The organism is Flexivirga meconopsidis (genome assembly GCF_026162425.1).
GTDB lineage: Bacteria > Actinomycetota > Actinomycetes > Actinomycetales > Dermatophilaceae > Flexivirga > Flexivirga meconopsidis.
The window spans coordinates 58,573-82,156 of sequence record NZ_JAOBQJ010000005.1; the positions used below are offsets into that span (position 1 = coordinate 58,573).

Genomic DNA, 23,584 nt, shown 5'->3' on the forward strand with positions numbered 1-23,584 from the left:
GGCTACGGCGGCGCAAGGCGATCCGCGTGGGAACGCGTGCGTTGCAGCAGTCGATAACAGCCGACCGCCAGCAACAACGCCCCGAGCCCGGACAGCACCGGCACGAGATAGCCCGCTCGCGCCCCGGCGTGCTCGACGACCGCGCCGCTGATCGCCGAACCGGCGGCGATGCCGACCAGCGTGCCGGTGAAGACCAGGCCCATCGACTCGTTGACCTGTGACGGCGGCACGAGCGCCTGAGCGAGCTTCATCGAGGTGATCAGCGTCGGCGCCGTGGCGATGCCGGCGAGGAGCAGCACGACGGCGAGCGCGGGCAGTGAGGTCACCAGCAGCACCGGCGCTTCGAGCAGGAACATCCCGGCGGTGCCGAGCAGGAGAGCCCGGGCGAGCGACCCGTGGGTGGCGCGCGTGCCGACGATCAGTGCCGACGTCGCCGAGCCGACCGCAAACACCGCGATGATTACCCCGGCGAGATCCTTCCGGCCGAGCTCGCCCGAGAATGCAAGCGTGACAACCTCGTTCGAGCCGAAGATGCCACCGGTGAACACCATCACCGTGGCCACGACGAGCACCGCCGGGTTGCGTATGACGAGCGCCGCGACCGCGCCTTCCTCGTGGTGCACGGGTGGCTCGGTCGACCGGGCGGAGACGAAGACGAGGGCGCCTGCGCCATACAGCACGAAGGCGGCGATGAGCCCGGCCTCCGGCACGACCGTGGTCGCGAGCAGCACCGCGATCGCCGGGCCGAGCACGAACGAGAACTCGTCGAGCACCTGCTCCAGCGACATTGCGGTGTGCAACCGGCCGGGGCGCTCGGCCAATAGGTAGGACCAGCGGGCGCGGCTCATCGAACCGGTCGACACCACCACCGCGGACAGCCCATAACTCACGAACAGTGTCCAGTCCGGCGCGCCAACCCACGAGGCCACGATCAGCACGGCACCCCAGAGGGTGCTCCAGGCGGTGAGTGGCAGCGTGACCCGGCGCTGACCCCGCCGGTCGACGACCCGCCCGACGGCGGACGCGGTGACCGCAAGCACGACCAGGCCGACCGCGGACACCGCACCGGCCAGCCCGTAGGAGCCGCGACGGCCGGAAACCATTGCAACCACTGCGACTCCGAACATCGCGCCGCCGAGGCGGGCGATACTGGAGCCGACGAGGAAAGTGCGTGCACCGGGCACCGCGAGCAGCGCCCGGTATGGCGTCAGCACCGACGCCTTACGAAGGAGCGCTCAGCCTTCGTTCCACTCCTTGTCGGCCTTGTCCCACTCCTCGGTGCGCTCGCGCGCCGACTCCAGCGCGTTGCGCGCCTCGTCCTCCGAGTCGTACGGGCCGAGCAGCTTCGCCTTGGGGTCGGTCTCCCCGTCCTTCTCCACCTGACGTGTGTCGACGTTGAACCAGTAGGCCACTTCGGTGCTCCTCACTCGTGACGGATGCGCGGTGCGCGCTGTCTTGCTCCTTAGACTGCACCATATGTCCGCGACCAGCACTCCCGTCCGACCCGGTCGGCTCAGTCCCCGACGCCCGGTGCCGGCGAGCATCGCCCGCCCCGAGTATGTCGACCGTCCCGAGCCGGCGGAGTTCACCGGTTCGGAGGTGCGCGACCCCGACCTGATCGAGCGGATCCGGGTCTCCTCGCGGATCGCGGCGCAGGCCCTGCAGGCGGCGGGCGCCGCCGTACGTCCCGGCGTGACCACCGACGAACTCGACCGCATCGGTCATGAGTTCATCCTCGACAACGGCGCCTACCCGTCGACGCTCGGCTACCGCGGCTTTCCGAAGTCGCTCTGCACCAGCGTCAACGAGGTGATCTGCCACGGCATACCGGACGACCGTGAGCTGCAGGACGGCGACATCGTCAAGATCGACATCACGGCATACAAGGACGGCGCGCACGGCGACAACTGCGCGACGTTCCTGGTCGGCGACGTCGACGAGGAGTCGCGGCTGCTGGTCGAGCGCACGCAGGAGGCGATGATGCGCGGCATCAAGGCCGCCAAGCCGGGGCGCGAGGTCAACGTCATCGGCCGGGTCATCGAGATGTACGCATCGCGCTTCGGGTATGGCGTGGTGCGCGACTACACCGGCCACGGGGTCGGCCCGGTCTTCCACTCCGGGCTGATCATCCCCCACTACGACTCGGCCCCGGCGCACGCGGACGTCATCCAGCCCGGGATGACCTTCACCGTCGAGCCGATGCTCGACCTCGGCACCGCCGACTGGGACCTCTGGGACGACGGCTGGACAGTGGTGACCAAGGACAAGCGGCGCTCGGCGCAGTTCGAGCACACCATCCTGATCACCGAGTCCGGCCCGGAGATCCTCACACTGCCGTAAGGTTTCTCGGCGCACGACATGACGAAGGAGTCCGCACTGCCATGAGCAAGACCTACCCACTCGGGATCGACGTCGGCGGCACCGGCATCAAGGGCGCGCCGGTCGACCTGGACAAGGGCGAGTTCGCCAAGGACCGGCTGCGCATCGAGACGCCCGAGGAGTCGACGCCGGACGCGGTCGCGGACATCATCGCGCAGATCGCCGACAACTTCGCCGCCGAGACCGGCAAGGAGCCGATCGGCATCACGCTGCCGGCGGTCGTCACCCACGGGGTGGTGCGCACCGCCGCGAACATCGACCGGTCGTGGATCGGCACCAACGTCGAGGAGCTCTTCAGCAAGAAGCTCGGCCGCACGGTGACCGTCGTCAATGACGCGGACGCGGCCGGCGTCGGCGAGCTGCACTACGGCGCGGCCCGCAATACCGACGGTCTCGTGCTGGTGTCGACGCTCGGCACCGGCATCGGATCGGCATTGCTCAATTACGGTGTCCTGGTTGCCAATTCGGAGCTCGGTCACCTCGAGATCGACGGACACGACGCCGAGTCCAAGGCGGCCGAGAGCGCGCGGGAGAAGGAGGACCTCTCCTGGGAGAAATGGGCCGAGCGCCTGCAGCGCTACTTCAGCCACATCGAGGACCTGCTGTGGCCGGACCTGATCGTCGTCGGCGGCGGGGTGTCGAAGAAGGCGGACAAATTCCTGCCGCTGCTGCACCTGCGGGCGCCGATCGTCGCCGCCCAGTTGCAGAATGCCGCCGGCATCGTCGGTGCCGCGTGGCTGGCGGACCAGGCCGGCAAAGGCTGACTCGCCTCTCGCGGCCGCGGGCCCGGCGGCCCCGGCCAGCCCGGCGGACACGGCGGGCACAAAACTCACCGATAAGGTGCTCGACACGCCGCGCGGACGCCCGCGGACGGCGCGTCAGCCACCTTATCGGTGAGTTTTTGCCCCCGGGCTCAGCGTCAGCGACCGCCGAGCCTCGCCCGCTGCGCCGCAACCTTCTGCTTGGCCGCCGGGATGCCCCGCTTGAGCGCGTGCCGCACCTTGGGCAGCGCGGAGGCGAAGACCGGGTAGAGCGGCGACAGCGACTTGTCCCACGTGCCGATCAGCAGGTCCTCGTGCTTGGCGAACTGCCGTTTGAAGTCCGAAATGCCGTCATTGAGCAGGCCGTTGAAGTCGTAGCGGGAAACGCCTTGTGCCTTCACGTGTTTCATCGCGTGGAACTTCAGGCCGTAATTGAGCCGCAGCTTCATGCCCCGCGGTGACACTCCGCCATACAGCTCGAAGGCGGTGCTCCCGGACACCACGAGCCAGACGAACGCGACGACCTCCTCGCCCTCCCAGGCGGCGAGCAGCTGCGAGCGCTCCCCCATCAGGTCGCGGATCGCGCGGTGATAGTCGTCGTCGTGTACGGCGAAACCCGCGCGCTTGCCGGTCTCCTTGTTGATCGCCAGCACCTGGTCGAGGTCGGCGTCGGTGGTGACCTCGCCGAAGCGAACATCCTTGGCGCGGAACGATTTTCGGACGTTCTGCCGCGTCGACGAGCTGAAGGCAGCCAGCAGGTCGTCCTCGTCCGGCGTGAGGGAGACGATCAGCGTGCGCGGGATCAGGCCGGTGTTCGCACTGCGCGCGAAGCCTGCGGCGGCGACCTGCTGCAGCCAGCCGGTCGGCCGCGCCGCCTCGATCGCGGCGATCTCCTCGTCGGAGACGCCCTTGGCAAGCGGCGAGGCCGGGTCGGCCCAGTCGGGTTCGATCGACAACGCGACCGACCCGCGCTCGCGCTTGACGTGGTCGGCGAGGGCGGTGAGCACCGCGCCGCGGTCGGCTTCCTCGGCAACCGGCCCACGCGGGACGTAGGCGAGCGACTTCAGCGGCGGCGGCAGCCGCCGGTAGAGCACCTGCGCGCAGCCGACCAGGCGGTCGCCGTCGTGCACGAGCAGCCGGTCGGCGCTCCACGCGTATCGCGACTTGAGGTCGCCCCAGCCCCACAACTGCAGTGGGTGACCCCCGGAGGTCACCACCGTGCGGTCCCAGACGTCGCGGTCGCGGCAAGAGGTCACACGCAAAGTCACGGCGCCCAAGTTACCGGCGCCGGGCCGGACCACCGAATCACCGCGCCGAGCCGAGCAGCGAGGCCGGTGAAGGGGTCAGCGCGCCCGGGCCGCCTTGACGACCTTGCGCGGCGGCTTCCCGGTCAGCGCGTAGCGTCGTCCCCCGAGCCGCTCGGCGAAGCCGGCCTTGGTCAGGCGGTGCATGGTGACCGGGCATTTCTTGCAGCGCGGCTTGTCCTCGCAGCACTTCTTCTTCACGGTCACGACGGGCACCCGACCATCATAGGTGAGGCTTACCTATGCGGGCGACACCTGGCGGTCAGAGATTCGTGGTGCCGGCCCCGCGCAGGTCGTGCACCTGCATCCCGCCCTCGCGACCGAACTGCTCGATCTGGCCCAGATAGACCGAGCGGCCGGTGTCGGTGAGGAGCCCGTCGTGGATCGGGATGACCGCCTGCGGCGCGATGCGGCGGACGAAGTCGATGGTCTCCTTGACCGCACACCACGGCGCGCTGACCGGCACCGCGAGCAGGTCGACGTCGCCGGCCGGCTTGCCGTCGAGCGCGTCACCGGGGTGGTAGACCGACGGCTCGCCCGGCGCGCTGAAGTAGAGGCCGACGTTGGCGATTCGCGGCAGCTCCTCGTAGATCACCGCGTGCTGTGCCCCCACGGGCGTGACCTCCAGTTGACCGATCCCGAAGGTCTCCCCCGCGACGGTCGGTTTCGCCTCGATCTCCTTGTCTGCCAACAGTTTCACCGTCTCGGGGTCGGCGCGCAGCTCCGCCCCGGGGCTCCGCTGCAGCAGGCCTGGGAGCTTCTCGGGGTCGAGGTGATCGATGTGCTGGTGGGTGACGAGCACGGCGTCGAGGTCGCCGACCTCGTCATACGCGGAAAAGGCGCCGGGGTCGACCAGCACCCGGCTACCGGCGGATTCAATGAGCAGGCAGGCGTGACCAAGGTGGGTGATGTTCATTCCTGCACCGTATGACGCGCGCCTGCGGCGTGAGTGACCGGACGCCGTAGAATCGACGAACGTGAAGTTTCTCGGCGATCGCCCGGCATACGACCTGACGTACAACGACGTGTTCATGGCACCGTCTCGCTCCTCGGTGACCAGCCGCCTGGACGTCGACCTGACCACACCGGACGGCGTCGGCACCACGATCCCGCTGGTGGTGGCCAACATGACCGCGGTCGCGGGTCGCCGGATGGCCGAGACGGTGGCCCGGCGCGGCGCGATGGCCGTGCTGCCGCAGGACATCCCCGAGCACGCGATGCGGGAGACCGTCGATTACGTCAAGATGCGGCACCCGGTCTACGAGACGCCCGTGACCGTCGACGCGGACGCGCCGGTCGGGGGCGTGCTGGCGCTGATCGGCAAGCGCGCCCACCGCACTGCGATCGTGGTCGACGCCGACCATGCACCGATCGGGCTGGTGACCGAGCGCCACTGCCTCGAGGTCGACCGCTTCGCCACGGTCGGTGAGGTGATGACCCGCGACCTGTTCACGGTCAAGGACGGCGACGACCTGGACTCCACCTTCGACGCGCTGACCGAGCACCACTTCGAGCTGGCTCCGGTCGTCCGCGACGGTTCACTCGCCGGCGTCCTCACCCGCAAGGGCATCCTGCGCTCGACGATCTACCGGCCGGCACTGGACGCCGAGGGACGGCTGCGCATCGGGGTGGCGATCGGCATCAACGGGGATGTCGCGGGCAAGGCCCGGGCTGCCCTGGAGGCCGGAGCCGACGTCCTCGTGGTCGACACCGCACATGGCCACCAGGACAAGATGCTCGAAGCTTTGTCGGTCGTGCGCGGCGCGCGTCACGCCTTCGAGAATGAACGTGGAGCGCGCATCCCGATCGCCGCGGGCAACGTGGTGACCGGCGACGGCGCACGCGAACTCGCCGAGGCAGGCGCCGACATCATCAAGGTCGGAGTCGGCCCTGGCGCAATGTGCACCACGCGCATGATGACCGGCGTTGGACGCCCGCAGTTTTCCGCGGTGCTCGAATGTGCCACGGCCGCAACAGAAGTCGGCGCGTCGGTGTGGGCCGATGGCGGCGTGAAGTATCCCCGGGACGTCGCCCTGGCTCTCGCGGCCGGCGCCGGCTCGGTGATGGTCGGCTCGTGGTTCGCAGGCACCTGGGAGAGCCCGGGCGATCTGAACAAGGCCGCCGACGGTCGGCTCTACAAGGAGTCGTTCGGGATGGCGAGCGCACGCGCAGTGAGCAACCGCACGCAGGCGCGCAGCGCCTTCGACCGCGCCAGGTCCGCGCTGTTCGAGGAGGGCATCTCCTCGTCGCGGATGTTCCTCGACGCGAGCCGTCCCGGGGTGGAGGATCTCATCGACTCGATCATCGCCGGTGTGCGCTCCAGCTTCACCTACGCCGGAGCACGCAACATCGGCGAGTTCCGCGAGCGCGCCGTGGTCGGCATTCAGAGCGCCAGTGGGTATGACGAGGGTCGCCCGCGCGAAACGTCGTGGTGACGAACGCCCGGTGACCGCCGGGGGACGCCCCGCCGATCAGGCGGTGGCGGCCGACGGGTCGCTGTCGGTGATGTCGGCACCGGCGCGAGCGCGGCGGTGCAGCAGGAAGTCGCGGGCACCGGTGAGATCGTCGGTGTTGAGGTAGTCGACGCCGGCCTCCAGCAGGGTGTCCCACAGGTTGTCCCTAGTCGTGCCCCGCCCGTCGGGGGTGCCCCAGAAGCGCACCTGTTGGCCACGCGCGTGCGCAGAGTCGACGAGGTGCTGCAATCGCAGCCGCTCCCCCGTCGGCATCTTTCCTTCGCCGTTCCAGGAGAACAAGCCGGGCCAGCTGTCACTGAGCAACGGCATCGTGCTCGCGGTGCCGTGCTCGGACCCGCCCCGCAGCCGGCCGTCCACTCCGGTCCAGCGCAGCGGGGCGTCGAAGTTCTTGCCGGCGAGCGTGCCGCTGACCACGGCGGTGACCGGACCGGGCACCAGCTCACCCTCGTGCCAGCTGCTGAACAGCTCCGGGTATTCCGCGAGCTGTCGCTCGATCACCGGACGGGCATTGCCGGCGTCGCTCTTGAGGTCGATGAGCAGAAGCACCGGGTCGGTGAACCCGGGGTAAATGCAACCGGTTTCGCGGACCAACTCCGCCAAAGGCTCGAGGTAGAGCCGGCGCAGCGTGCGCAGTGGATTGGGCCAGCTGTGTCCGATGAACAGCTGCCCGCGGACCATCCACAGGTCGGCCTCGATGCTGGTGAATCCGGCGGCGAGGGCGTCCCAGAGGGGTCGCCGGTGGGCGTAGTCGCCATGCGCATGCGTCCCGGGCAGGGCGGCCGTTGCCACCTGACCGGGAGAGCGGGTCCCCAGTGCGCGCATCGTCATACCTTCACCATGATCGGTGTGCCTGGTGCCTTCGGCAAACTGACATCGAACGTCAGGCGGCGATCACGTTGCGGTTTGCACCGTCTTGGAGGTGGCGAGGACGGTGCCGTCCCGGTCGAGCGCGCGCACGGCGACATGGTCGGCGCGCCGGATCAGGGCGGTGCTCTCGAAGCCGCTGCGCCGCATCCGGCGCACCCGGCGCAGCGCCGTCGGCGTCTGGCCGGCAAGGACCTCCCACGCGACCACCTCGGTCGCCCCGTTCCAGCTGGCGTACACCCGCATCCGCCCGTTGCCGGCGGATCGGGTCGCGATGTCCGGCAGCGTCGACGGGCGGCCGACCCAGTCGGTGCGGTAGGCGCGATAGGTGGCGTGGAAGCCGGTGATGTCGAGCACCGGGTTGCCGTCGGCGTCGAACTCGGTGACCCGGTCACCCGAGCCGAAGGACACGATCTCGTGCCCGTCACCGGCCGGCGCGACACTGCCTTCCGACGGGCCGCTGGTGTCGTCACGGCGTAGTGCTCGACGCAGCTTCACGGTGCGAGCGGTGAGGTCGACGGTGAGAAATTTCGCCGACGACACCGACAGGTCGGCGCCGCTGCGCGTGTGGTTGTCGAAAAGCGCTAGCTCGGTGTCGCTGCGCCATCGGGCGTGATGTTGCCACTCGAAGGCGGCGTCCGCAGCGATGTCGAAGTCGCTGCGTTTACCACCCATGCGCCACTGCAGGGCGCCACTGGTGCGGTGCACCGAACACAGCGCATGGGTGTGCCGCACCGAAAGGAGTAGCGAATCACCATACGCCTGAACCGAATTGACGTGATATGCGTCGTATGGCGTGTCCCGGCTCGAGCCGTTCAGCTTCTCGTCGTCGTCGAGGCCCAGATAGCTTTCGTCCAGGTCGATGTCGTCGGACGCGACCCAACGGCGAGTGGCCGCACCGGATTTCAGGTCCACCTCGTAGACATGGCAGTCACGCAGCCAGCCGTCTGCCGGTCCCCCGATGGCCGACAGATCAGCGCGCCGGACGACCTGGGCGAGCGCAAGCAGCGTGCCGTCGTCGGTGAGTTGGTTTTCATGCAGATCGACCGGTTCGCCGCCCAACGTGTCGATGCTGTGCAGCGTGCCGTACGACGAGTCGAGGATGCGCATCGTGCCGGCCCCGAAGCCGCCAATCGCGTCGCCGTCCCAATAGGCCAAAACCGTTCTCCCGTCGAGTTTTTGGGGATGAACGTTGAGGATTCCACTGTCGGCCGGCCGGATCCAGTACGGCTCCCCGCGGTCGTCGACGATCATCGCGACCTGGGTGCCGCTTTGTTGCGAGTCGACGAAGATCTTGCCCGGGGCGGTCGCACCCGACCTGGTCGCCGTGAGCACTGGCATCGTGACGTCCGTCGACACGAAGCTGCGCACCGACTCCGCACCCTCAGCGGCCGCCGGCTCGGACCGTCGGCCGTCAATCACCATCCACGCACCGACACCGGCGAACGAAGCGCCCGCAAGCAGCACCGACCGTCGGCTGACGGCGCGCGAGGCCTTGGCAGCTTCGATGTCATTGGTCGGCGGGGTTGCGGGGCGTCGGGCGCGAAGGACTCTCACGGTCCCACCGTGTCGGTCGATCCTGGCAGCAGCGCATCAGTGCTCGATGAACCGGATGTGTGCGGCCTAGGCCCCCTGGCGAATCCGTACGACTAGGCCGTAAATCGCTCTCCGACACTGGATTTCGGCTCTCCGGCCAGCCAAGGTTGGGCCGTCGGACGGCAGTGGAATCACCGCTGCGACGACATCACTCAGGGGATCTGAACAATGAAGACAAAACGCATCTGCACGACACTCGCCGGCATCGTCGCGGCCACCGGCCTGCTCGCCGCACCGGCGAACGCCGCCGTCCGCAACACCTCGCAGCCGTCGGCACACACGCAGCAGGCGGAGCAGTCGACCTTCGTCGCACAGGACCTGCACCGCCGATCCGATTGCGGTGTCAAGGGGTCGGCACCACAACTGGTCAACGGCGAACTCGCCGACGGCAAATATGTCGTCACGGTGCAGGACGTCCAGGCCGGCTATCTCGAACACCTGATGTCAGCGTCGGTGATGCGGTACGACGAGTCCCAGACGGACTGCCCGCAGGCCCCGACATCGACGAAGGTGGTGCTGAAGCTGCCGGCATCGTTGACGATTGGCCTGAGCGGCTTCCGCCAGAGCGACGGCGCGATGGTGGCGCTGTCGGCGCCGGCCTGGATGATCCACAACGCGACCACGCCCGGTGGTGGCGGCCAGTCCGACTACAGCAGCCCGCTCACTCCGCACAACTACCACGTGCCGGCGCAGTACCGGGTCAACGACACCTCGTTGGCTCAGGTGACCGTCAGCAACGGGACCATCACCCGGCTGCAGACCCTCTACATGCCGTAATCGCCTGTGCGACAACGGCCCCCGGCATACCGGCTGGGGGTCGTTGGTCACTCCCCGCGTGCGCGGTGCCGCCCCGGACGCGGATCGATCCCGCGCAACGCCTGGCCCGGACTCCGCGGGCAGTCGCATCGCGAGCATCCCACGGCCGAATTCACATGCAGCGCCACCGTATGACCGCAGCGGTCACACACGTCGCTTGCCCTTCGGCGCCTCAGCCATGACATGTGTCCAACGGTAGACGAACTGCTCCCGCAGTCGGCAGCCGGCGACGGGTCAATCGCCGGGCTGCGCATGGGGAGTGGATGAGCCGGCCATAAGCCGGATCCTGTGTCGCGGCACCGTTACCGGTGACGCGATGGCGACCATCCATCTAGGACGACCGTTGCCGGCCGCCTCCAGCGATCTACCCGCGTGCTCGGGCGGGCCGCCCTCGATCGCACGCTGTCTGATCTTGCTCCAGGTGGGGTTTACCTAGCCGCGCCAGTCACCTGGCGCGCTGGTGGTCTCTTACACCACCGTTTCACCCTTACCGCCGGCGAACCGGTGGCGGTCTGCTTTCTGTGGCACTGTCCCGCGGGTCACCCCGGGTGGCCGTTAGCCACCACCTTGCCCTTCGGAGTCCGGACTTTCCTCGGCGGGATCACTCCCGACGCGGCCGCCCGGCCGACTCATCCAACGGATCAGTCTACTGGCGGGCCTCAGGCGAGCGCGAACTCGACCAGGTGCTGCCCGATGTCTGCCGTGGTCAGCTTGACCTGCACCTGTGCGCCGAGCTCGGCGTCGCCCGTGCACTTCGCGGTGACCGCGAGGTCGACCAGCTGCACCACGACGCCCTTGTCGTTCTTGTCGACCACGGAGGCGGCAAAGGTCTCGCCGACCCGGTGCGACAGGACCGCGGCCTCCGCGGTGTCGGTGCAGGCATTCTCGACCTGACGGGCGAGCTGGTCGGTGGTGCGCATGATGTCCGGCAGCGACGGCAGCGCCTGCCGCACCCAGTCCGGCACGTCGGCCCCACGGCTGATCGCCTCGCAGGCGGCCAACCCGAAACGGTCCACCAGCCGGCGCAGCGGCGCCGTCACATGAGCGTATGGCGCAGCGACCGCCGCCTGCAGCGGCTGGTCGGGCACCTGGCCGTCGAACGGGGTGTAGCCGGCCCCGCGGAACAGGCTGGTGGCGTCGTAGATCAGCGCCAGGTGCTTGGGGTTGGTCCGGTCCAGGCTGCGGATGAAGTCGCCATACGCCTGGTCCTGCGGCCACGGCACCCCGAGCGCGGTCGCCTGCCTGCGGAACCGGTCGATCGCGCTCTGCTCGGGTTCGGGCATGGTGCGCAGGATGCCGATCTTGGCGCGCAGCATCATGTCGGCGGCAACCATGCCGGTCATCAGCGAGATCTGCGCGTTCCAGTCCTCCGCAGGCACCGGCGGCCGGAAGCTCAGCTCATAGGTGCCGTCATCCTGTTTGTGCACCTCCTGCTCGGGCATCGGCAGACTCGCGCCGCCACGCTTTTGCTCCAAGGCGATCCGGAGTTCACCGATCTGCTTGAGCAGCGCCAAACCCTCGTCCGCGGTGCCGTCGTCGATCTGCTGCTGCACACCCTCGTAGTCCAGGCGGGCAACGCTCTTCACCTTCGCCAGATAGACCTCGCTCGCAGTCGTCTCGCCGGTCGCCGACAGCCGGATGTCCCACACGAACGCCCCGCGCACCTGGTCCGGCAACAGGCTGACCGCGTCCTCGCTGAGCACCTGCGGATGCAGCGGCAACCGGGTGTCGGGCATATAGATCGTCTGACCGCGCCGGCGGGTCTCGGCGTCGAGCGCGCCGCCCGGCGTGACGTATGCCGGTACGTTCGCGATGGCGTAGCGCACCCGGTATCCGTCACCGTCGCGCTCCAGGAACATCGCCTGGTCCAGGTCGTTGGATCCGGGCGGGTCGATGGTGAAGAACGCAACGGCGGTCTCATCGCGATCCGGCAGCGCCGCCCCAGCCGCGGCCTTCTCGGCCTCGGCCTGGGCGTCGGCCGGGTAATCGAGGCTGAGCTTCAACTGCTCACGGATCGCGGCGAATGCCCGCTCCAGCGGCCCGGCGTCGGCGTCGGCCCGTGGATCGGCCTGAGGGGCGATGATCTGGCGAAGCGTCATGGGCCCCACCATAGGCAGAACCGCGGCCGTGGTGCGGGAGCGCGGCGTCGAGCATCGCTCGGTAGTCTGCCGCGGTGCTGATCCTGTTGCCGCCGTCGGAGACCAAAACGCCCCGGACGCGAGGCAAGTCGCTCGACCTGGCCAAACTGAGCTTCCCGGAACTGTCCACGACGCGTGACACCGTGCTCGACGCACTGATCGAGGTCAGCGGGCACGCCGACGCACTCGACCGACTCGGGGTCAGCGCCGGCATCGCCGACGAGGTCGAACGCAACCGCACCCTGCGCACTGCACCGGCGCAGGTCGTCGGTGACCTCTACACCGGTGTCCTCTACGACGCACTGGACCTGCCGAGCCTCGAGCCGGCCGCCCTTCGGCGTGCACGTCGCTGGATCGTGGTGCAGTCAGCGCTCTTCGGCGCACTGCGGCTCGGTGACAAGGTGCCCGCCTACCGACTGTCGATGGGCACCAACCTGGCCGGTGTCGGACCGCTCGCGGCGGCTTGGCGTCGCGTGCTGGACGGGCCGATGACGACGGCAGCCGGCTCTGGCGTCGTCGTCGACTGCCGTTCCAGCACGTATGCCGCGGCCTGGTCACCCGCCGGTGCGACAGCGAAGCGGTGGGTGCGCATCTCGGTGCCCGGGGCCACCCACATGGCCAAGCACACCCGCGGACTGGTCGCCCGGCACCTGGCGCAGGCGGGTGAGCAGCCGCGCACGCCCGCCGCGCTGCGGGACGTGCTCGCCACCGACTTCAAGGCCGAGCTTCGCCAACCGGGTCGCACCGGCACCCCCTGGGACCTCGCAGTGACAGCCCGGTGACCCGGTGACCGCCCTGGTCGACCGGGTCGGCCCGGTCCTGGCCTTCCTGGTGTGCATCACCGTTGTGGCCGAAATAGCCGACCGGGCAGGTGTTTTCGAGGTTGCCGGACATTGGGCGGCACGGGTGGCGCGGGGCCGCACTCTGATCCTCTGGGTGGTGGTCGTCCTGCTGTCCTGCGTCGCCACCACCGTGCTCAGCCTCGATACGACCGCGGTGCTGCTCACGCCGGTGGTGATCACGATGGCACGCCAGGCCCGCATCACGCCGCTGCCGTTCGCGCTGACCACCGTCTGGTTCGCCAACACCGCATCCCTGCTACTGCCGGTCTCCAACCTGACGAATCTGCTTGCCCTGCATGAGTTCTCACGGTGGGGCGGGTTCTCGTCATACCTGTCGGTGGCGTGGCGCCCAGCGCTGACGGCAATGGTGGCCACCGCACTCGCGATCGCGGTGTTGCACGGCCGCTCCCTCGCCGGCCGGTATGCCGTGCCACCCGCGCCGCAGACCGGCGATCCGGTGCTGCTGCGCGTCGCCGGCGCGGTCTGTGCGCTGCTCGGTCCGGTGTTCGTCACCGGGGTGACCCCGGCGATCCCGGCCGCGATCGCGGCGGCGATCTTGTTGGTGACGCTGTGGATTCGCGACCGAGCGGGGGTCAGGGAGATCGCCGTGCCGTGGCGGATGGTGATGGGCGTCAGCGTGCTCTTCGTCGTGGTCGACGTCCTCGGGTCACACGGTCTGAACACGCTGATCGCGCGGCTTGTCGGGGATGGCGACGGACTGGCTGCGCTGTTGCGTGTGGCCGGTGCCGGCGCGGTCGGCGCGAACCTGGTCAACAACCTGCCGGCCTACCTGGCAGCGGAGTCTGCGGCCGGTGACAGCGCGCACCGGCTGATGGCCCTGCTCATCGGCGTCAACGCCGGGCCGATCGTCACCCTCTGGGGCTCGCTCGCCACGCTCCTGTGGCGCAGTCGGTGCGAACGAGCCGGCCTGCGGATCCCGTTGCGGCGGTTCACGATCGAGAGCCTCGTCGTGGCGGTTGCGGCGGTCGGCGCGGCAACCGTGGTGCTCGCGCTGGTCTGATCAGTCCCAGGCGCGCCAGAAGTGGTGCACGGGGCCGTGACCGGACCCGATCGACAACTCGTCCGCGTGCCGCAGTGCACCGGTCAGGTAGTCCTTCGCGGCACGCACTGCCGGCTCCCAGCCCGCGCTGCGCGGCTGAAGGGCGGCGATCGCGGCCGACAGCGTGCAGCCCGTGCCGTGCGTGTTGCGGGTCGACACCCGAGGAGCGGAGAGCTCGGTGACCCGGCCGCCGGAGAGCAGCAGGTCGGTGCTCTCCTCGCCGTCCAGGTGGCCGCCCTTGAGCAGTACTCCCCCGGTCAGATCGCCGAGCGCGTGCACCTGCCGCATCATCTCGGTCACGGTCGTCGCCTCCTCGACCCCGAGGAGGTCGGCGGCCTCCGGCAGGTTGGGGGTGATCAGGTCACACAGCGGCATCAGGTTGCTGCGCAACGCATTCACCGCGTCCGCATCGAGTAACCGGTGCCCGCTCTTGGCCACCATGACCGGGTCGAGCACTACCGGGCCGACCGCGCGCTCTCGCAGCACCTCGGCGACGGCGTCGATCACGTCGGCGGTGCCGAGCATGCCGATCTTGACCGTGTCGATGTGCACGTCGTCGAGCAGGTTGCGCAGTTGTCCCGCGACGGTTGCCCCGTCGAGTTGATGCACCGCGGCAACGCCTCGGGTGTTCTGGGTGACGACCGCGGTGATCACCGCTGTCCCGAAGGCGCCGAGTGCGGAGAAGGTCTTGAGGTCCGCGCTGATCCCGGCGCCCCCACTCGGGTCCGTGCCGGCAATGGTGAGCGCGGTCGGTGTGTCCGTCATGAGGCACTGCCGTCGACGGCGGCCCGCAGCTCTGCGGCTGCGGCAGCGGGGTCAGGTGCAGCGCAGATCGCCGACACGACGGCCACCCCATCGACCCCGGCGGCCAGCAGCGGTGCGACGTCGTCGACACCGATGCCGCCGATCGCGACCGTCGGCAGCGCGGTCGTCCGGGCGATGGCGCGCACCCCGTCATACCCCAATGGCGCGGCGGCGTTCGGTTTGGTGCTGGTTGCGCGCAGCGGCCCGATGCCGAGGTAGTCAACGGTGTCGGCCGGCCACTGGCCGGCCTCCCGGAGCTCGTCCAGGGATGCAACTGAGTGCCCGATCAACAGCTTCGGCCCGGCGATGCGCCGCGCGTCGACCGGGTGCAGGTCGGACTGACCGAGGTGCACTCCGTCCGCGCCGACCGCCAACGCGACGTCGAGCCGGTCATCGACGATGAACGGCACGCCGGCGGCGTGCGTCACCTCGCGCAGGCGCTGGGCGGTCTCGACCAGCTGTCGTGAGCTCGCGTCGTGGTCGCGCAGCTGCACGATCGTCACACCGCCCGCGACCGCCTGGCGCGCGGTCTCGACAACGCCTCGAGCGCCACTCAACCCGGCGTCCGTCACCAGATAGACGCGCAGCTCCTTGGCATCCATCGGCCCGCTCACCTCCGCAGCCGGGTCAGTTCGGCGGGACCGACGCGGTGCAGCGCGTCGAGCAGTTGGACCGCGAATGTGCCTGGGCCGTCGGACTTCTCGTCCGCCAGCTCGGCCGCGATCGTGAGCACCGCGGTGGCCGCGAAGGCGGCTTCCGCCGGCGTTTCGGCGTATGGCGCGAATGCCGCAACCATCGCGCCCAGCGCGCAGCCGACCCCGGTCACCTTGGTCATCATCGGTGTGCCGTTGGCAACGGTGCGCGTGCCCGATCCGTCGACGACGCGGTCCACCGGACCGCTCACCGCAACCGCGCCGCCGGTGCGCCGGGCCAACGAGGTGGCCGCGTCCGACGCCGCCTCGGTCGAGGCCGTGCTGTCGACCCCGCGGCCTCCGCCGTCGGCACCGGACAGGCTGATCACTTCCGATGCGTTGCCACGAATCACGCTGGGCCGCAACGGCACCAACGCTGCACCCACTCGGTCCCGCAGCGGCAGACCGCCCACCGCCACCGGGTCCAACACCCACGGCGTGCCAGCAGCACCTGCTGCCGCGGCCGTGAGCTGCATCGTCTCGGCGACCTCCGCGTCGAGCGTGCCGAGGTTGATCAACACGCCGTCGGCGACACCGGCGAAGACCGGTGCCTCCTCGCGGTTGTCGACCATCGCCGGTGCGGCCCCCAACGCCAAGAGCACGTTGGCGGTGAACCCGGTCACCACCGAGTTGGTGATGCACTGCACCAATGGGGTCTCCTGACGCAGCCGGGCCAACAGGCTCGCCACCTGGTCCTGGTCGCTCACCACGGCCACCTCTCCCCGCGCACCGCGGCATCCCAGAACATCCACTCGTAGCGCGTGGTGGTCTCGATGTGTCCTGCCATCGCAGTGATCTGCTCCGAGGTCAGGGTGGCGACGGTGCGGTCGACGATGTCCAGCACCTGCGCGACGGTGTCGGCGAAGTCCGCGGCGGCATACGCGTCGATCCACTGCTGATAGACCGGGTCGACCGAACCTTGAGCCTGCAACGCGGCGCCCACTTGCTGGTAGATCCAGTAGCACGGCAGCGCCGCAGCAAGTCCCTCGTGGAACGGTCGCTGGGCGGCCACCGCGAGCAGATAACTGGTGTATGCCGTCGTCGCGGGCGATGCCGGCGTCTGCTGTAACAACTCGGGGTCGACACCGGCGTCGACGAGCAGTTTGGGGTGCAGCTCCAGCTCGGCCGCAACCGCCTCACCGGCATGTGCGGCCAACGTGCCGGCATCTGGCGCGGGCGCCTTGGCCGCCAACAGGGCCAGCGCACGGGCGTAGTCACCGAGGTAGAGCGTGTCCTGAATGATGAAGTAGCCGAACGCTTCTCGCGGTAAGTCGCCGTTCGCTAGGCCGACCAGGAACGGGTGATCCAGCACCCGGCCGAGCCCGTCCTGCATCGGTGCGCCGAGCGTCGGCCACCACGAATAGTCGCAGCGAAGTGTCATCGGGCCATCCCTTCCTACGCCGGCTTTACCCGGATCAGGTGCAAGCGGTCGGCGACGGCAGTCGCCCTCTCAGCCCAGTCCGTTCCGGGCTCCCGCGGGTTCAGTCCGACAACGATAACCCGTGGCCGGCCATCAGGGGTCGGGGGTCACCTCGCCGGCCCGGACCAGTCCGGTCTCGTAGGCGAGCACGACGATCTGCACCCGGTCGCGCAGCTGCAGCTTGGCCAGAATCCGGCCGATGTGGGTCTTCACCGTGGCCTCGGCCAGGAAGAGCGAGCCGGCGATCTCACCGTTGCTCATGCCGCGCGCGACGGCGATCATGACCTCACGCTCCCGATCGGTCAGTTCGTCGAGTCTTCTTGTGTCCCGGGAGGATTCGTCGGGTAGGACCGGTACGACTCGCTCCAGCAGGCGCTTGGTGGCCGAGGGCGCGACGACCGCGTCACCGGCGTGGACGGCGCGGATCGCGGCGATGAGTTCGGTCGGCCCGGCGTCCTTGAGGAAGAAGCCCGAGGCACCTGCCCGCAGCGCCGAGTAGACGTACTCGTCAAGGTCGAAGGTGGTCAGCACCAACACCTTCGGCGCCGCAGCACCGAGCGACCGCACGATCTCCGCAGTGGCGGCAACCCCGTCCAGCACCGGCATACGGATGTCCATGAGTACGACGTCGACGGCGGGTCCGCGCAGGATCCGGTCGACCGCCTCGCGACCGTCGGCCGCCTCGGCGGTCACTTCCAGGTCGTCCTCGGCCTCCAGCATCATCCGGAAGCCGACCCGGACCAGCTGCTGGTCATCCACCAGCATCAGTCGCAGCGGGCTCTGTCCGTCGGTCATGTGTCACTCTCCCAGGGAAATTCGGCCGCGACCCGGAAACCGCCACCGGGTCGGGGCGAGGTCCACAACTCTCCGCCGAAGGCGTGCACGCGTTCGCGCATGCCGAGCAGCCCGTGACCACCGGTCGCGGTGCTCGCAGCACCGACACCGTCGTCCTCCACCTCGAGCAGCAGATGGTCGTCCCGACGGCGCAGCCGGATCCAGATGCAAGCCTGTGACCCCGCATGCTTCAACACGTTGGTCGTCGCCTCCTGCACGACCCGGTATGCCGCTCGGCTCACGCCGGGCGGCACCTGCTCCAGGCGCACAGCGCCTTCGTCGAACGACACACTGCGGCCGGTGGAGCGAACGCCCTCGACCAGTGCGGTGAGTGCTGCCAGGTCGTGAGTCGGGGCCCGCTCGGCGGGGTCCTCCCGGCCACCGTCGCGCAGCACCCCGACCAGTGCACGGGTCTCGGCGAGCGCTGTTCGGGCCGTGTCACCGATCGTGGAAAGTGCCTGTGCCGCAGTCAGATCCGGGTCGGCGCGCCGCGATATCGCGTGCCCGGCACCGTCAGCCTGCACCACGATGACGGCAAGGGCGTGCGCGACCACGTCGTGCATCTCCCGTGCGATGCGGGCGCGTTCGGACTGCGCGACGATCACCGCCTGCTGGTCGCGTTCGTGCTCGGCGTCAAGGGCACGCGCATGCAATTGTTCGATCAGTTGCGCGCGCCGGCGACTGGCCTCGGCGATGCCGAGGGTCGCGACAACCACGAGCAGGTTGATCAGGAAGAGGAAGCCGATCTGGGCAGGCCGGTTCCCACCGAGGTCACCGCTCCAGCGCACCGCGGCGATAGCGGCGCCGACGACGCTGACGGCGGTCGCGGCGAGCCCCCAGGGACGCCAGCCTCGCCGGGAGACCACCGCGAAGAGCGCGACGAAGATGCCGACATCGGACACCGTCACGATGTTCAGCACCGGCACGCTCGCGGCGGACGCGAGCGCGACCACGGCGAAGACCGGCACCGGCGCGATGCGCCGCCACAGCAACGGCACGATCTGACCGGCTCCACAACCGAGCACCCAGACCGGATTGGTGTGCCCGGCATACGGCAGCACGGTCACCACGATCAGCGCAGCGACCAGCGCGAAGTCGTAGCGGGTGGGCATACGCGACACGCTACGTGCAGGGGCGCCGGCTGTCGTCATACCCACGTGGCGCCCCCGTCCGCCTCAGGTCGTAGCGGAGTCCAGAGCGCGCTTCACGTCACGCACCAGATCGGCCGAGTCCTCCAGACCGACCGAGATCCGCAGCACGCCGTCGGTGATGCCGACCCGCGCGCGGGCCTCCTCGCCCATTCGCCGGTGGGTGGTGGTCGCCGGGTGGGTGATCAGCGACTTCGAGTCGCCAAGATTGTTCGAGATATCAATGATCTCAAGCGCGTTCATCATCGCGAACGCCTCGGGCTTGCCTCCGGCGAGCTCGAAGGTGACGACCGTGCCGCCACCGAGCATCTGCCGCTTGGCGAGCTCGTGCTGCGGGTGCGACGGCAGGAACGGATACCACACAGTGCGCACCGCATCGTGCGCCTGCAGGGCCTGCGCCAGCTCCTGTGCCGAGCGCGCCTGGTGCTCGACCCGGAGGCGCAACGTCTCCAGGCCCTTCACCAGCACCCACGCGTTGAACGGCGACATCGACGGCCCGGTGTGCCGGATGAGGTTCTTCACCGGTCCGTCGATGTAGTCGGTCGGACCGAGGATCGCGCCGCCGAGCACCCGCCCCTGACCGTCGATGTGTTTGGTCGCCGAGTAGACGACGATGTCGGCCCCGTGCTCCAGTGGCCGCGAGAAGACCGGCGTGCCGAACACGTTGTCGACCACCACTTGGGCTCCGGCCGAATGCGCCTGCTCGCAGACGAATTCGATATCGACCAGTTCCTGCATCGGGTTGCTGGGAGTCTCGAAGAAGACTGCCGTGGTCGGCTCGGCGAGCGCCGCCCGCCATTGCTCGTTGTCGCCGCCGTCGACGAAAACCGTCTCGACGCCCCACCGCGGCAGGATTTCGTCGAGGATCACGAAGCACGAGCCGAACAGGCCGCGGGAGGCGACTACCCGGTCACCCGCGCCGAGCAGTGCGGCGAGCGCGGTGAAGACCGCGCCCATCCCGGACCCCGTTGCGTAGCAGGCCTCCGCGCCCTCCAACGCACGCAGCCGCTCTTCGAAAACCGCGACCGTCGGGTTGCCGTAGCGGCTGTAGACGAACCGGTCGATCTCCCCGGTGAACGACGCCTCGGCCTCTTCGGCGGTCTCGTAGACAAAGCCCGACGTCAGATAGAGCGCCTCGGCGGTCTCCTCGAAACCACTGCGGTCCAGACCGGCGCGGACCGCCAAGGTGTCCGGCTGCCAGTCGTCCTCGAAGCTCACTGCCGCCACGGCAGACCTGCGACCTTCCACCCGGCGAGGGCCCGGTGCCCCTGTTCGTCCAGGTTGCCCTCGAACCCGTCCAGCACGTTGTATGCCGAGCCCACCCCCGCAGCAGTCAGCGCCTCGGCAGCGGCGACCGACCGTGCGCCCGACCGGCACAGCAGGTAGACCGGCCCGTCACCGCCGACGGCGTCGCGCACGTCGTCGACGAACCGCGGATTCTGCGCGCCCGCCGGGAAGTCCTGCCACTCCACGCAGACGACCCGCTTGCCGATCGGCGTCAGGTCCGGCACCCCGACATAGGTCCACTCGGCCTGGGTGCGCACATCGACCAGCGCCGCGTCGGGTTCATCGCGCAGCGCGTCATACGCCTGTTGCGGCGTCACGTCTCCCGCATAACTCATGCTCGGGAGTTTCCCATAGCGCCGGTTATCGCAGGTGATGGGTGTCGTTGGTGTAGCCGACCACGGCGGATCCGTCGTCACGCACCTCGATGGCGGTCAGCGATGCCGGGTCGGTCGCAAGCAGCCAGGAGTGCCCGGTGGAAAGACCGAGCAGCGACTGCAACACCACCATGATGGGCTTGCGGTGGGTGGCGACGACCACGGTGCCGCCGCGCGCGACGGCTCGCGCCCGCGCCTCGCCGACGCGTGCCGCCAGGTCGTGATGGGTCTCACCGCCCTCGACCCGGAAGTCGTCCTCGAGGCGCAACCTCGTCGCCTGACCCGGGAACCGCTCGCCGATCTCGGCGAACGACAGCCCGTCCCAGATGCCGAAATTCTGCTCGTCCCAGTCGGCGTCGACGGTCGGCTCGACCCCGAGCACGGAGGCAACCGCCGCACCGGTCTCCCGCGCCCGCGCCAACGACGAGGTGACCACCGCGACCGGCCCGGAGACCAATTGCGCGACCGCGCCGGCCGCCCGCTCGGCTTGACCGCGACCTTCGGCGTTGAGCGACGGGTCGGCCCCACCTCGCCCGTCGAGACGGCCGGCGACGGTGAAGTCGGTGACGCCGTGCCGGACCAGGATCAGCCGCGTGGTCACCTCACGGTGCGGCACCGGCGGCGGCTGGGTCGAGGCGTCGTCGTCGCCCGCGGGTACGCCGGTCTCCTGCTGGCGCCACAGGTCCCGGGAGATGTTCTTACCGTCCATGCCGTCGTTGGACAGCTTGTCGGCGGCCTTGTTCTGTTCGCGCGGGATCCAGGTCCAACTCACCGACCCGCCGGAGGAGCGCACCTGCCGCACCACGTCCTGCGCCTCGCCGGCCAGCCGGCGCATGTCCTCGTGCTTGATCTTCCACCGGCCGGCCATCTGCTCGACGACCAGCCGCGAGTCCATGCGCACGAGGATCTCGGCGCCCGCGTCGACCTCCTGCGCCGCGAGCAGGCCGGCGATCATGCCCTGGTACTCGGCCACGTTGTTGCTCGCCTTGCCCAGCGGCGCGGCCCGCTCGGCCAGCAATTCACCGGTGTTGCCGTCGCGCACGAGCGCGCCATACCCGGCCACACCGGGATTGCCGCGAGACCCCCCGTCGGCCTCGACGATCAGTGCCTTCCCCATCGGTCAGAGCCCGGATTCCGCGGTGCGCACCAGGATCCGACGGCACTCCTCACAGCGCAGCACTTCGTCCTCCGGAGCGCTGCGGATGCGGGACAACTCCGCCTGCACGAGCTCCAATCCGCAACCGGTGCAACGCTTTTGCTGCAACGCTGCCGCGCCGACACCGCCCTGCTGCTCGCGGACCTTCTCGTAGAGGTCGAGCAACTCCTGACCGACTCCCGGCGCCACGTTGGCACGATCGCGCTGCACCTGCTCACGCTCGGTGGTGATGTCGGCGACGTCCTTGTCGCGCTGCTCGGTGAGCCGGGCCACGGTGTCCTGCGCGTCGGTCTGCGCGGTCTCCTTGGCAGTCAGCTCGCCCTGCAACGTCTCGGCCCGCTCCATCACCTCGAGCTCGACGTCTTCAAGCTCGGCCTGCCGGCGGGCGAGGGTTTCCAGCTCGTGCTGCAGGCTCTGCAACTCCTTGGCCGAGCCGGCACCGCCCTCAAGTCGCTGCCGGTCCCGTGCCGCACGATCGCGCACCAGTTGCACATCGGCGTCGGCCTTGCTGACCGCACGCTGATTGTCCTGCACGGCGGTCCGGGCGAGCACCACGTCCTCGGCGAGGGTTTGCGCGCGGGCCGTCGCGGCGTCGAGTTCGGCCTGCACCGGCAGGGTGCGCTCGCGATGCGCGAGCTGGTCGAGGCGGGTGTCGAGCTTCTGCAGGTCCAGCAGCTTCCACTGCCGGGTGAGATCAGCCTTCACGAGGCGGTTGCTCCTTGCGATGGTTCGGATGTCGGGACGAGGAAATCCCAGGGATCGGTGCGCAGCCGGGATACGGCGGTCTGCACGTCATACCCATTCTCCGCCATCGTCGCCGCGAGTCGCTCGGCGCTCCCGTCGAGCCACAGTGCCTCGGTCGCCCAGTGGCCCGCGTCGATCAGGTATGGCGGGCCGCCGCGCGCATCTTCGCGGGCCTCGAGCGCCGGGTGGTGGCGCAGGTCGGCGGTCACGTAGACGTCGGCGCCGCTTGCCCGCACGGCGTCGAACCGGGTGTCCCCGGCACCGCCTTGCACCGCGACCCGCCGGACGCTCGCGTCCGGATCACCGCTCACCCGCAGCCCCACCGGCGCAGCCGGCAGCGCGGATGCCAGGCGCCGCGCGAAGGCACGCAGCGTCGTCGGCTCCGGCAAGTCGCCGACCTTGCCGATCGGCTGACCGTCCTCCTCGTCCAGCGGGGCGACGTCGGCGGGCAGGCCGCACGCCGCCGCGAGCGCGTCGTTGACGCCGGGTGTCGCGACATCGGCGTTGGTGTGCGCGCAGTAGAGCGCGAGGTCGGCGACTACCAGGGTGGTGAGCGCCGCGCCCTTGGCGGTGGTGGTCGCCACCGAGTGCACGCCGCGCAGCAACAGCGGATGGTGGGTCACCAGCAGGTCGGCGCCGGCATCGCGCGCCTCTTCGATGACCGCCTGCGTCGGGTCGACCGCGAAGTGCACCCGGCGCACCGGCTGCGCAGGGTCGCCGCTCACGAGGCCGACGCGATCCCACCCGGCGGCAGTGTCCGGCGGGTAGAAACCGTCCAGCACCCGCACCACCTCGGCGAGGGTCGCTGCCTTGTCCTGCCCGTGCACCTCTGCCATTCGGACAACCTTAGTCGGGCCGGCGCGTGCCCAAACCGACGTCTCCGAAACCACC

At 69.5% G+C, this 23,584-nt stretch carries 25 protein-coding genes, 1 other RNA gene and 1 riboswitch; of the genes, 6 read left to right on the forward strand and 20 right to left on the reverse strand.

What is annotated here, in order from left to right:
• Window positions 1-2: 2 nt before the first annotated feature.
• Together N2M23_RS16750 and N2M23_RS16755 are read right to left on the reverse strand one after the other, a co-directional pair.
• Complete coding sequence (locus tag N2M23_RS16750) at window positions 3-1,214, reverse strand: MFS transporter (RefSeq protein WP_265447076.1); 1,212 nt, start codon at window positions 1,212-1,214, stop codon at window positions 3-5.
• Window positions 1,215-1,235: 21 nt separating this feature from the next.
• Window positions 1,236-1,427 carry a methionine aminopeptidase gene (locus N2M23_RS16755; protein WP_265447077.1) on the reverse strand — a complete coding sequence of 64 codons (192 nt, stop codon included), beginning with the start codon at window positions 1,425-1,427 and terminating at the stop codon, window positions 1,236-1,238.
• Window positions 1,428-1,476: 49 nt separating this feature from the next.
• Here N2M23_RS16755 and map point away from each other — a divergent pair, with 49 nt between their 5' ends.
• Window positions 1,477-2,340 (forward strand): type I methionyl aminopeptidase, encoded by an 864-nt coding sequence (map, locus tag N2M23_RS16760; RefSeq protein ID WP_265447078.1) that lies wholly within the window; start codon window positions 1,477-1,479, stop codon window positions 2,338-2,340.
• A 41-nt stretch (window positions 2,341-2,381) separates the two neighbouring features.
• Complete coding sequence (gene ppgK / locus N2M23_RS16765) at window positions 2,382-3,143, forward strand: polyphosphate--glucose phosphotransferase (protein ID WP_265447079.1); 762 nt, start codon at window positions 2,382-2,384, stop codon at window positions 3,141-3,143.
• Between the two features lie 155 nt (window positions 3,144-3,298).
• Here the strand turns inward: ppgK and N2M23_RS16770 are convergent, their stop codons facing one another.
• The 3 genes from N2M23_RS16770 to N2M23_RS16780 form a co-directional block, all read right to left on the reverse strand.
• Window positions 3,299-4,408, reverse strand: coding sequence for a lipid II:glycine glycyltransferase FemX (locus tag N2M23_RS16770; RefSeq protein WP_265447080.1), 1,110 nt, complete (start codon window positions 4,406-4,408; stop codon window positions 3,299-3,301).
• Between the two features lie 75 nt (window positions 4,409-4,483).
• Window positions 4,484-4,660 (reverse strand): hypothetical protein, encoded by a 177-nt coding sequence (locus N2M23_RS16775; RefSeq protein ID WP_265447081.1) that lies wholly within the window; start codon window positions 4,658-4,660, stop codon window positions 4,484-4,486.
• Window positions 4,661-4,706: 46 nt separating this feature from the next.
• Window positions 4,707-5,360, reverse strand: a complete 654-nt coding sequence (locus N2M23_RS16780) for an MBL fold metallo-hydrolase (RefSeq protein WP_265447082.1) — start codon at window positions 5,358-5,360, stop codon at window positions 4,707-4,709.
• A 61-nt stretch (window positions 5,361-5,421) separates the two neighbouring features.
• Here N2M23_RS16780 and N2M23_RS16785 point away from each other — a divergent pair, with 61 nt between their 5' ends.
• The gene (locus N2M23_RS16785; RefSeq protein WP_265447084.1) at window positions 5,422-6,879 is read left to right on the forward strand and encodes a GuaB1 family IMP dehydrogenase-related protein; all 1,458 of its coding nucleotides are present in this window, start codon (window positions 5,422-5,424) and stop codon (window positions 6,877-6,879) included.
• Window positions 6,880-6,915: 36 nt separating this feature from the next.
• On the opposite strand, the gene N2M23_RS16790 is transcribed toward N2M23_RS16785, so the two are convergent.
• On the reverse strand, window positions 6,916-7,746 hold the full coding sequence (locus N2M23_RS16790) for a phosphatidylinositol-specific phospholipase C/glycerophosphodiester phosphodiesterase family protein (RefSeq protein WP_265447086.1): 831 nt from the start codon (window positions 7,744-7,746) through the stop codon (window positions 6,916-6,918).
• Between the two features lie 63 nt (window positions 7,747-7,809).
• On the reverse strand, window positions 7,810-9,339 hold the full coding sequence (locus N2M23_RS16795) for an arylsulfotransferase family protein (RefSeq protein ID WP_265447088.1): 1,530 nt from the start codon (window positions 9,337-9,339) through the stop codon (window positions 7,810-7,812).
• A gap of 207 nt (window positions 9,340-9,546) precedes the next feature.
• Here N2M23_RS16795 and N2M23_RS16800 point away from each other — a divergent pair, with 207 nt between their 5' ends.
• Window positions 9,547-10,155 carry a hypothetical protein gene (locus N2M23_RS16800; protein ID WP_265447089.1) on the forward strand — a complete coding sequence of 203 codons (609 nt, stop codon included), beginning with the start codon at window positions 9,547-9,549 and terminating at the stop codon, window positions 10,153-10,155.
• A gap of 299 nt (window positions 10,156-10,454) precedes the next feature.
• Here N2M23_RS16800 and rnpB read toward each other — a convergent pair.
• Both rnpB and N2M23_RS16810 read right to left on the reverse strand, forming a co-directional pair.
• An RNA gene (rnpB, locus tag N2M23_RS16805) (RNase P RNA component class A) lies at window positions 10,455-10,826 on the reverse strand.
• Window positions 10,827-10,853: 27 nt separating this feature from the next.
• The gene (locus N2M23_RS16810) at window positions 10,854-12,293 is read right to left on the reverse strand and encodes an RNB domain-containing ribonuclease (protein ID WP_265447090.1); all 1,440 of its coding nucleotides are present in this window, start codon (window positions 12,291-12,293) and stop codon (window positions 10,854-10,856) included.
• A 74-nt stretch (window positions 12,294-12,367) separates the two neighbouring features.
• Here N2M23_RS16810 and N2M23_RS16815 point away from each other — a divergent pair, with 74 nt between their 5' ends.
• Window positions 12,368-13,114 carry a YaaA family protein gene (locus N2M23_RS16815; protein WP_265447091.1) on the forward strand — a complete coding sequence of 249 codons (747 nt, stop codon included), beginning with the start codon at window positions 12,368-12,370 and terminating at the stop codon, window positions 13,112-13,114.
• Window positions 13,115-13,118: 4 nt separating this feature from the next.
• Window positions 13,119-14,195 (forward strand): SLC13 family permease, encoded by a 1,077-nt coding sequence (locus tag N2M23_RS16820; RefSeq protein WP_265447092.1) that lies wholly within the window; start codon window positions 13,119-13,121, stop codon window positions 14,193-14,195.
• Here N2M23_RS16820 and thiD read toward each other — a convergent pair whose 3' ends face one another.
• From thiD to N2M23_RS16875, 11 genes are all read right to left on the reverse strand, one after another.
• The gene (gene thiD / locus N2M23_RS16825; protein ID WP_265447093.1) at window positions 14,196-14,999 is read right to left on the reverse strand and encodes a bifunctional hydroxymethylpyrimidine kinase/phosphomethylpyrimidine kinase; all 804 of its coding nucleotides are present in this window, start codon (window positions 14,997-14,999) and stop codon (window positions 14,196-14,198) included.
• Window positions 14,996-15,640 (reverse strand): thiamine phosphate synthase, encoded by a 645-nt coding sequence (gene thiE, locus N2M23_RS16830; protein WP_265447094.1) that lies wholly within the window; start codon window positions 15,638-15,640, stop codon window positions 14,996-14,998. The genes thiD and thiE overlap by 4 nt, the downstream gene beginning before the upstream one ends.
• A gap of 8 nt (window positions 15,641-15,648) precedes the next feature.
• Entirely contained in the window at window positions 15,649-16,437 is a 789-nt protein-coding gene (thiM, locus tag N2M23_RS16835) for a hydroxyethylthiazole kinase (protein ID WP_265447096.1), read from the reverse strand.
• Window positions 16,434-17,111 (reverse strand): thiaminase II, encoded by a 678-nt coding sequence (gene tenA / locus N2M23_RS16840; protein ID WP_265447098.1) that lies wholly within the window; start codon window positions 17,109-17,111, stop codon window positions 16,434-16,436. The genes thiM and tenA overlap by 4 nt, the downstream gene beginning before the upstream one ends.
• A riboswitch (TPP riboswitch) is annotated at window positions 17,106-17,217 on the reverse strand. (Overlaps the previous gene by 6 nt.)
• A gap of 26 nt (window positions 17,218-17,243) precedes the next feature.
• The gene (locus tag N2M23_RS16845) at window positions 17,244-17,945 is read right to left on the reverse strand and encodes a response regulator transcription factor (protein WP_265447100.1); all 702 of its coding nucleotides are present in this window, start codon (window positions 17,943-17,945) and stop codon (window positions 17,244-17,246) included.
• Window positions 17,942-19,096, reverse strand: coding sequence for a sensor histidine kinase (locus tag N2M23_RS16850; RefSeq protein ID WP_265447101.1), 1,155 nt, complete (start codon window positions 19,094-19,096; stop codon window positions 17,942-17,944). The genes N2M23_RS16845 and N2M23_RS16850 overlap by 4 nt, the downstream gene beginning before the upstream one ends.
• Window positions 19,097-19,159: 63 nt before the next feature.
• Entirely contained in the window at window positions 19,160-20,350 is a 1,191-nt protein-coding gene (locus tag N2M23_RS16855) for an O-succinylhomoserine sulfhydrylase (protein WP_265447769.1), read from the reverse strand.
• Window positions 20,347-20,754, reverse strand: a complete 408-nt coding sequence (locus tag N2M23_RS16860) for a rhodanese-like domain-containing protein (RefSeq protein WP_265447102.1) — start codon at window positions 20,752-20,754, stop codon at window positions 20,347-20,349. The genes N2M23_RS16855 and N2M23_RS16860 overlap by 4 nt, the downstream gene beginning before the upstream one ends.
• Window positions 20,755-20,779: 25 nt before the next feature.
• A complete protein-coding gene (locus N2M23_RS16865) occupies window positions 20,780-21,910 on the reverse strand; it encodes a bifunctional RNase H/acid phosphatase (RefSeq protein ID WP_265447103.1) in 1,131 nt (376 codons plus the stop codon).
• 3 nt (window positions 21,911-21,913) lie between these two features.
• Window positions 21,914-22,654, reverse strand: a complete 741-nt coding sequence (locus N2M23_RS16870; RefSeq protein WP_265447104.1) for a zinc ribbon domain-containing protein — start codon at window positions 22,652-22,654, stop codon at window positions 21,914-21,916.
• Window positions 22,651-23,529: a Nif3-like dinuclear metal center hexameric protein gene (locus N2M23_RS16875; protein WP_265447106.1), complete on the reverse strand. Its 879-nt coding sequence runs from the start codon at window positions 23,527-23,529 to the stop codon at window positions 22,651-22,653. Before N2M23_RS16875 ends, N2M23_RS16870 begins: the two co-directional genes overlap by 4 nt.
• Between the last annotated feature and the right edge of the window lie 55 nt (window positions 23,530-23,584).

Coding starts and splice junctions, on each gene's coding strand:
- map (WP_265447078.1), top strand. CDS start 1,477: ATGTCCGCGACCAGCACTCCCGTCCGACCCGGTCGGCTCAGTCCCCGA.
- ppgK (WP_265447079.1), top strand. CDS start 2,382: ATGAGCAAGACCTACCCACTCGGGATCGACGTCGGCGGCACCGGCATC.
- N2M23_RS16780 (WP_265447082.1), bottom strand. CDS start 5,360: ATGAACATCACCCACCTTGGTCACGCCTGCCTGCTCATTGAATCCGCC.
- N2M23_RS16790 (WP_265447086.1), bottom strand. CDS start 7,746: ATGACGATGCGCGCACTGGGGACCCGCTCTCCCGGTCAGGTGGCAACG.
- N2M23_RS16800 (WP_265447089.1), top strand. CDS start 9,547: ATGAAGACAAAACGCATCTGCACGACACTCGCCGGCATCGTCGCGGCC.
- N2M23_RS16810 (WP_265447090.1), bottom strand. CDS start 12,293: ATGACGCTTCGCCAGATCATCGCCCCTCAGGCCGATCCACGGGCCGAC.
- thiD (WP_265447093.1), bottom strand. CDS start 14,999: ATGACGGACACACCGACCGCGCTCACCATTGCCGGCACGGACCCGAGT.
- thiE (WP_265447094.1), bottom strand. CDS start 15,640: ATGGATGCCAAGGAGCTGCGCGTCTATCTGGTGACGGACGCCGGGTTG.
- tenA (WP_265447098.1), bottom strand. CDS start 17,111: ATGACACTTCGCTGCGACTATTCGTGGTGGCCGACGCTCGGCGCACCG.
- N2M23_RS16845 (WP_265447100.1), bottom strand. CDS start 17,945: ATGACCGACGGACAGAGCCCGCTGCGACTGATGCTGGTGGATGACCAG.
- N2M23_RS16850 (WP_265447101.1), bottom strand. CDS start 19,096: ATGCCCACCCGCTACGACTTCGCGCTGGTCGCTGCGCTGATCGTGGTG.
- N2M23_RS16860 (WP_265447102.1), bottom strand. CDS start 20,754: ATGAGTTATGCGGGAGACGTGACGCCGCAACAGGCGTATGACGCGCTG.
- N2M23_RS16865 (WP_265447103.1), bottom strand. CDS start 21,910: ATGGGGAAGGCACTGATCGTCGAGGCCGACGGGGGGTCTCGCGGCAAT.
- N2M23_RS16875 (WP_265447106.1), bottom strand. CDS start 23,529: ATGGCAGAGGTGCACGGGCAGGACAAGGCAGCGACCCTCGCCGAGGTG.